At 40.5% G+C, this 6,256-nt stretch carries 5 protein-coding genes; all 5 read right to left on the minus strand.

The features are described 5' to 3' along the window. Window positions 1–2: 2 nt before the first annotated feature. Window positions 3–1,400 carry a tetratricopeptide repeat protein gene (locus E7276_RS12120; RefSeq protein ID WP_294218000.1) on the minus strand — a complete coding sequence of 466 codons (1,398 nt, stop codon included), beginning with the start codon at window positions 1,398–1,400 and terminating at the stop codon, window positions 3–5. 24 nt (window positions 1,401–1,424) lie between these two features. After that, on the minus strand, window positions 1,425–1,571 hold the full coding sequence (locus E7276_RS12125) for a hypothetical protein (protein ID WP_294218003.1): 147 nt from the start codon (window positions 1,569–1,571) through the stop codon (window positions 1,425–1,427). Next, a complete protein-coding gene (locus tag E7276_RS12130) occupies window positions 1,568–2,980 on the minus strand; it encodes a DUF342 domain-containing protein (RefSeq protein WP_294218006.1) in 1,413 nt (470 codons plus the stop codon). Before E7276_RS12130 ends, E7276_RS12125 begins: the two co-directional genes overlap by 4 nt. 141 nt (window positions 2,981–3,121) lie before the next feature. Beyond that, the gene (deoC, locus tag E7276_RS12135; RefSeq protein WP_294218009.1) at window positions 3,122–3,799 is read right to left on the minus strand and encodes a deoxyribose-phosphate aldolase; all 678 of its coding nucleotides are present in this window, start codon (window positions 3,797–3,799) and stop codon (window positions 3,122–3,124) included. Window positions 3,800–4,099: 300 nt separating this feature from the next. Next, a partial coding sequence (locus tag E7276_RS12140) for a valine--tRNA ligase (protein WP_294218012.1) occupies window positions 4,100–6,256 on the minus strand: 2,157 nt, incomplete at its 5' end.

Raw genomic sequence — 6,256 nt, forward strand, 5'->3', positions numbered from 1 at the left:
TATTACTGGCCTACCTCAGCAGCACTAAGCTCTGTGTCATCTGCTGCTATGTATACTGCAGCCTGCTTGCCCCATTTGTTACTTGGATACAATTCAACTACTCTGTTGAAACATTCAAGGGCTGATTCTGTATCTCCAGTAAGTCTGTAGCAGTCTCCTAGCAAGAAAAGTGCCGCACCTGTATTATAGGTTTCATCTATATCTACAACGGTTTTAAAGTTTACGATTGCACTATCATAATTTTCTTCTGTATAGAAAGTATTACCATCATCATAATATCCCTGAATGATAGTTGGTGAAAGCAGAGTATATAAATTATCGTAGGCTGTCTGCCCCTGCTCTCCTAATACATCCTTTGTAACTAGCTGAATGTAATCACTAGCTGTGACTGCATCACCAGCTTCATAATAATTCTTTGCGGCAAGAAGATTATCGTATGATGTAGCAACATCTTGCTTGTCGTCATATGCGCTTAATTCATTTTTTAGACTATCAATTTCATCCTGAAGAGCCGCATTCTGATTCTTTGCTTCGGCAAGAGAATTGTCTAAAGCAAGTACAGTATCGTTTTCACCTTGAGTGATGTTTTGTCTAACAGTTGGTACAACCAAGAAAAAGCAAATTAGCAATCCCACAACAAGTCCCAAAAGGATATTCATAAAGCTTGATTTGGAATTGTCCAACATACTACGAAAGGAATTCTCTGACATTATGATAGTATCATTGCCATCAGCGAATGTTACTACATCGTTTTTCTTTTTACGATGTCCTGTGTTTTCTTCCTTTAGACGTTCCTTTACCTCATGGATATATCTAATTGTAGTAGTATTGTTACTATCAATCTTCGCAGCAGATGCCAAAATTTTCCTTGCGTCTGCATATTTCTTTTCCTGTATATACAAAAGAGCTAACAGTTGATGTGCCTTAACCAAATTAGGATTCTGGCTAATAACCTTTTTTAGCTGAATCATTGCTAAATCCCTGCTGCCAGCCTTACAATAATCGATTGCCTGATTATACTTTTTAATTGTGGAATTAACCTTGCTTAATAAACCTGGATCATTTTCGATTTCAGCCAAATATCTATCTGCATCTGGATTATCATCCTCTTGTAGATTCTTTGATAATACCCATTCATTGATAGCGCGAACCAATTCTCCCACCTGGTAATAACACAATCCAAGCAAATTTCTAGCCTTTGTATTGTATTTATAATATTGAAGAGATGACTTCAGCGCATCAATTGCTCCAGATAAATCATGAACCTTCGCCTTTTCCAGTCCCTGATTATAGAACACATAAGATGTGTATATGATTTGTTTATATAACAAAATATCGGCACCGCAATTATAGCAAACCTTGTCGTTGCCAACTTCAGTACCACACATAAAGCATTGCATCTATTATTCTCCGTCTAATTATTCTTATTTTGTCCCGTTACTCTGCTGTGAGGTCATATTAAATAAAAGATCAGTTAAATCTGTAAGATCCCTTGCTTTAATATCAGCCTCTGCCTGCTCAACCTCAATGGCAGGCTCATATTTTTTTAACTCTTCTTCAAAATCTATCACTTCTGTACCTCGCCTACTATCTTTGTTAGTCTGACGCCTTCTTCAGTTTTTGATATTTCAACACGCTCATGAGTATCATTGATTGCCACATGACGATCATCTATTGAAATATTACTTCCAGCGTATACACGTCTATAAACTTTAATCGTAGCATTCTTACCAGCGACGATTACTTCCTTCATTTTTGCAAGTTTTTTCGTCTCTTCCTGTACAACTGCCTCATCTCGTATTCTAACTCGAAGCAATTGCATACGTCTAGGATCTTCCCTGACGTTAATGCCACGTTCCTCGCCTAAGCGATCAAAGTCTTCTATACCTTTTTTTATCTTTTGAACATTTGATGCGATAGCCTCAATCTTTTTGGCTAGAATATCAAATTCAGCCAAACGTTCAACATCTACACCTACCGCAACATTTGTTATTGTTCCAAATGAATTGCCTATATCATTGGCCTCTATGCCCTGCACCGCAGAAACATATCCACCAATTATAGACGCATTATTTCCATTAAGCTCGATTTTACCATCACATTTAATTCTGCTCTTAAAGAAATAATCAGCAGTAATATTTCCTGCGCAACTAATAATTGCATATTCAACAAACTGCGCTGTAATAGAGCCATTGCAGCTAATTACAGTTTTTTCATTTCCTTTTACACCAGAAAGCAGGAACAAATCCTTGCCGGCTCTAATGTCGCAATCCTCAATTAAGCCATCAATAACAACATTTCCAGCAGCATCAATAATTGCCCCGTCATGGACTCCGCCGTGGACAATGACATCACCATTAAACTTAATATTACCTGTTTCAATACCTACATCTCCATTTATCTCATGCACTGGGGATACAGATATTTTGCCCTGGTTTACTTCTATCTTGCCATCAATTTTTGCTGTGTATGTAAGATTATCAGCAGAACGATCAAAGCCACGTCCGATAAGAGGTGGCAAATCTCTTACTGGTTTTGGCTCTAAAATTTGGCCTCTAACAGACATACCTCGAGAGCCCTGAACTGCTGGATGATAAATTGCAATAACATCCCCAGCCTGAACAGTTTCGATTGTTTTTATACTCATATAATCTGCCGTTCCATCTGGTCTGATGGTAGGTTTGCGATTAAATTCCGTATCGAAACAATATTCAAAATATCCTGGAGTTCCCTGAACCTGAGCCGTTCCCTCAGCCACTTTAATTGGGCGACCATAAATAGGACTATCAGCCAGTCGAGAAAGCATGTCTTGATCTATTCCAAAGGAAATATTGGCATTACTCAAGAACCCAAGCAACTGCGCTGCAGTAAACTTGGGTACTTCATTTTTTCCATCAGGAATTTTAAACGTCATTGTCGCCTCTAATCCATTAGATGAAACCTGAACTTTTGGCGCAAATGCACTGATTGGTTCTGCCATAAGTCCCCCACAAGCAACTAGTAAATAACATAAAGTATCATAATAATTATATTAGTTTATTTGCAGTTTGTCATTGAATTTTCGAACAATAACGTATTTTTCATTAAATTTTCATTATTAGGCACAATTTGAACAAATATTTTAGTATTTTCCGTCGTTTGGAAGTCCCTTAACGGCCTTTACAACACGGCTTGTGCCAAGTCTGCTTGCGCCAAGATCAATAAATTTCTGAGCATCCTCAAGTGAAGCAATTCCACCTGCAGCCTTGATAAGCTTGCCATTTGTCATGTGGTCTGCCATAAGCTTGACATCATCAAATGTTGCTCCGCCTGTAGAGAAGCCTGTAGATGTCTTAATGTAATCTGCATCAGATTTTGATACAACTTCACACATCTTAATCTTCTCTTCATCTGTAAGAAGGCAGCACTCGATAATAACCTTAAGGAGCTTACCCTTGCACGCAGCCTTGATTGCATTAATCTCTGCAAGAACGTCATCAAAACGGCCTTCCTTAACCCAGCCTACGTTGATAACCATATCTACTTCCTCAGCACCGTTATCGACAGCATCGCTTGCCATAAAGCACTTTGAAGCTGTTGTAGCATAACCATTTGGGAAACCAATTACTGTACAAATTGGAAGATGTCCACCCTGCTCCTTAACGTACTCAGCAGCCTGCTTTACAAAGCTTGCTGGAATACAAACTGAAGCAGTCTCATACTTCATTCCATCGTCTACGATGCCCTTAATGTCATTCCATGTTGCGTCCACACCAAGTAAAGTGTGATCACATTTGCTTAAAATATTCTTAATATCCATTTTCGTATCCTCCTATATATGAGACAGCCCTTATAATACTCCGTGCTCCCGCAGGGCACCCCTCACACCTTCGCTAGGCAACTTTCCGCTTCGCGGCGCCCTCCTAGCTCGGCATGATACTTCCCTGCTCGCGCTTTCCAAGTTTGAGTAGCTGTCTCTTTTTATCGTAACGTAAGTGTATAGGCTCAAACAATTCGTAGAATAAGCCAGTAGGCATCAAGCTATTATATTACTTAAGCGAAACGTGTTGTTGAGCGAAGTAATATAATGCTTGTAGCCGTAACTGGCGCAGGCTAGCCACTAGCGCATTGATGCGAGGCGTGCCTCAACCTGAGCCATCATTGCCTCATATTTTGCAAGCTTTTCGCGCTCTTCAGCAACCTTTGCCTCTGGAGCCTTGCTCATGAATTTTTCATTTGAAAGCATTCCACGAGAACGAGCAAGCTCTTTCTCAAGCTTTTCTTTTTCTTTTGTAAGACGCTCCTTTTCCTTCTCAAAGTCTACAAGGTCTTCAAGTGGAACAAAAAGTGTTGCATCTGGTATAACTGCAGAAACAGCGTCATCTGAAATGCCTGCCTTGTCTGACTGAATAAATACTTCTGTTGCACCAGCAAGAGTCTTGAAGATTGGTGTAATCTCATCAAATGTTGCTCTTACATCTGCTGCATCAGCTACGATATGGATAGCTGCCTTCTTTGATGGTGGAACATCCATATCTGTACGAAGCTGTCTCATGCCACGAACTACGTCCTTAGCACGCTCTACCTTTGCTTCCTCTACTGGGAAGTTCATTGCCTCATCAAATACAGGCCAAGCTGAAAGCATGATTGTTTCCTCTTCGCTCTGAAGTGTGCAGAAGATTTCTTCTGTGATGAATGGCATGAATGGGTGAAGCATCTTGAGGGCATTTGTAAGTGCAAACTTAGCTGTCCAAAGTGCTGCTTTCTTGCTAGCTGTATATTCCTCTGAGTACATTCTTGGCTTTACAATTTCGATGTACCAGTCACAGAACTCATCCCAAATGAAATCATAAACCTTCTGAACAGCAATACCAAGCTCGTATTTATCCATGTTCTCAGTAACATCCTTTGCAAGGCTGTTTACCTTAGAGATAATCCACTTATCCTCTGTTGCAAGGTCTGCATCAGCAGGCTTTGTAACCTCATTGTCAGCAAGATTCATCATGATAAATCTCGAAGCGTTCCATACCTTGTTTGCAAAGTTACGGCTATTTTCAACACGCTCGTTGTAGAAACGCATATCGTTACCAGGTGCATTACCTGTGATAAGTGTAAGACGAAGTGCATCTGCACCATAGTTATCAATAATCTCAAGTGGATCAATACCATTTCCTAAAGACTTAGACATCTTACGTCCCTGTGAATCACGAACAAGACCATGAATAAGTACTGTATGGAATGGGCTCTTTCCTGTGTGAGCATATCCTGAGAATACCATTCTGATTACCCAGAAGAAGATGATATCGTATCCAGTAACAAGTACGTCTGTTGGATAGAAGTAATCAAGCTCCTCTGTGTTGTTTGGCCAACCAAGTGTTGAGAATGGCCAAAGTGCTGATGAGAACCATGTATCAAGTGTATCCTCATCCTGCTTCATGTGGTTGCATCCGCACTTAGGACAAACTGTTGGAGCGTCTTCTGACTTACAAACAACTGTCTCACCACACTTTTCGCAGTAGTATGCTGGGATTCTGTGTCCCCACCATAACTGACGTGAAATACACCAGTCACGAATATTCTCAAGCCAGTGTAAATATGTCTTGTCGTAGTTCTTAGGAACGAACTGAAGCTCACCTGTCTTGATAGCCTCGATAGCTGGCTTTGCAAGCTCTTCCATTGCTACGAACCACTGTGGCTTAACCATAGGCTCTACAGTAGTCTTACATCTATCATGTGTTCCAACATTGTGTGTATGGTCTTCAATTTTAACAAGGAGACCCATCTCATCCATCTTTTGTACGATAAGCTTACGAGCCTCATATCTATCCATACCCTCGAACTCGCCACCGTTTGCGTTGATAGTAGCATCATCGTTAAGGATATTGATTACAGGAAGGTTATGTCTCTTACCTACCTCGAAATCGTTAGGGTCATGTGCTGGAGTAATCTTAACAACACCAGTACCGAATTCCATATCAACATATTCATCAGCAACAACTGGAATCTCACGATTTACAAATGGAAGCATTACAGTCTTTCCGATGATATCCTGATAGCGGGTATCCTTAGGGTTTACAGCAACAGCTGTATCACCAAGCATTGTCTCTGGACGTGTTGTAGCAAATGTAACGAAACGACCCGGCTCGCCTACGATTTCGTACTTCATGTGCCAGAAATGTCCTGCCTGCTCCTCATGCTCAACCTCAGCATCTGAAATAGAAGTCTGGCAAACTGGACACCAGTTAATAATACGGTTTCCCTTGTAAATGTAGCCTTC

This window comes from Pseudobutyrivibrio sp. (genome assembly GCF_015057185.1).
Lineage (GTDB): Bacteria > Bacillota > Clostridia > Lachnospirales > Lachnospiraceae > Pseudobutyrivibrio.

Excerpts from the sequence above, each read along its gene's own strand:
- deoC (WP_294218009.1), bottom strand. The coding sequence starts at position 3,799 with ATGGATATTAAGAATATTTTAAGCAAATGTGATCACACTTTACTTGGT.
- E7276_RS12120 (WP_294218000.1), bottom strand. The coding sequence starts at position 1,400 with ATGCAATGCTTTATGTGTGGTACTGAAGTTGGCAACGACAAGGTTTGC.
- E7276_RS12130 (WP_294218006.1), bottom strand. The coding sequence starts at position 2,980 with ATGGCAGAACCAATCAGTGCATTTGCGCCAAAAGTTCAGGTTTCATCT.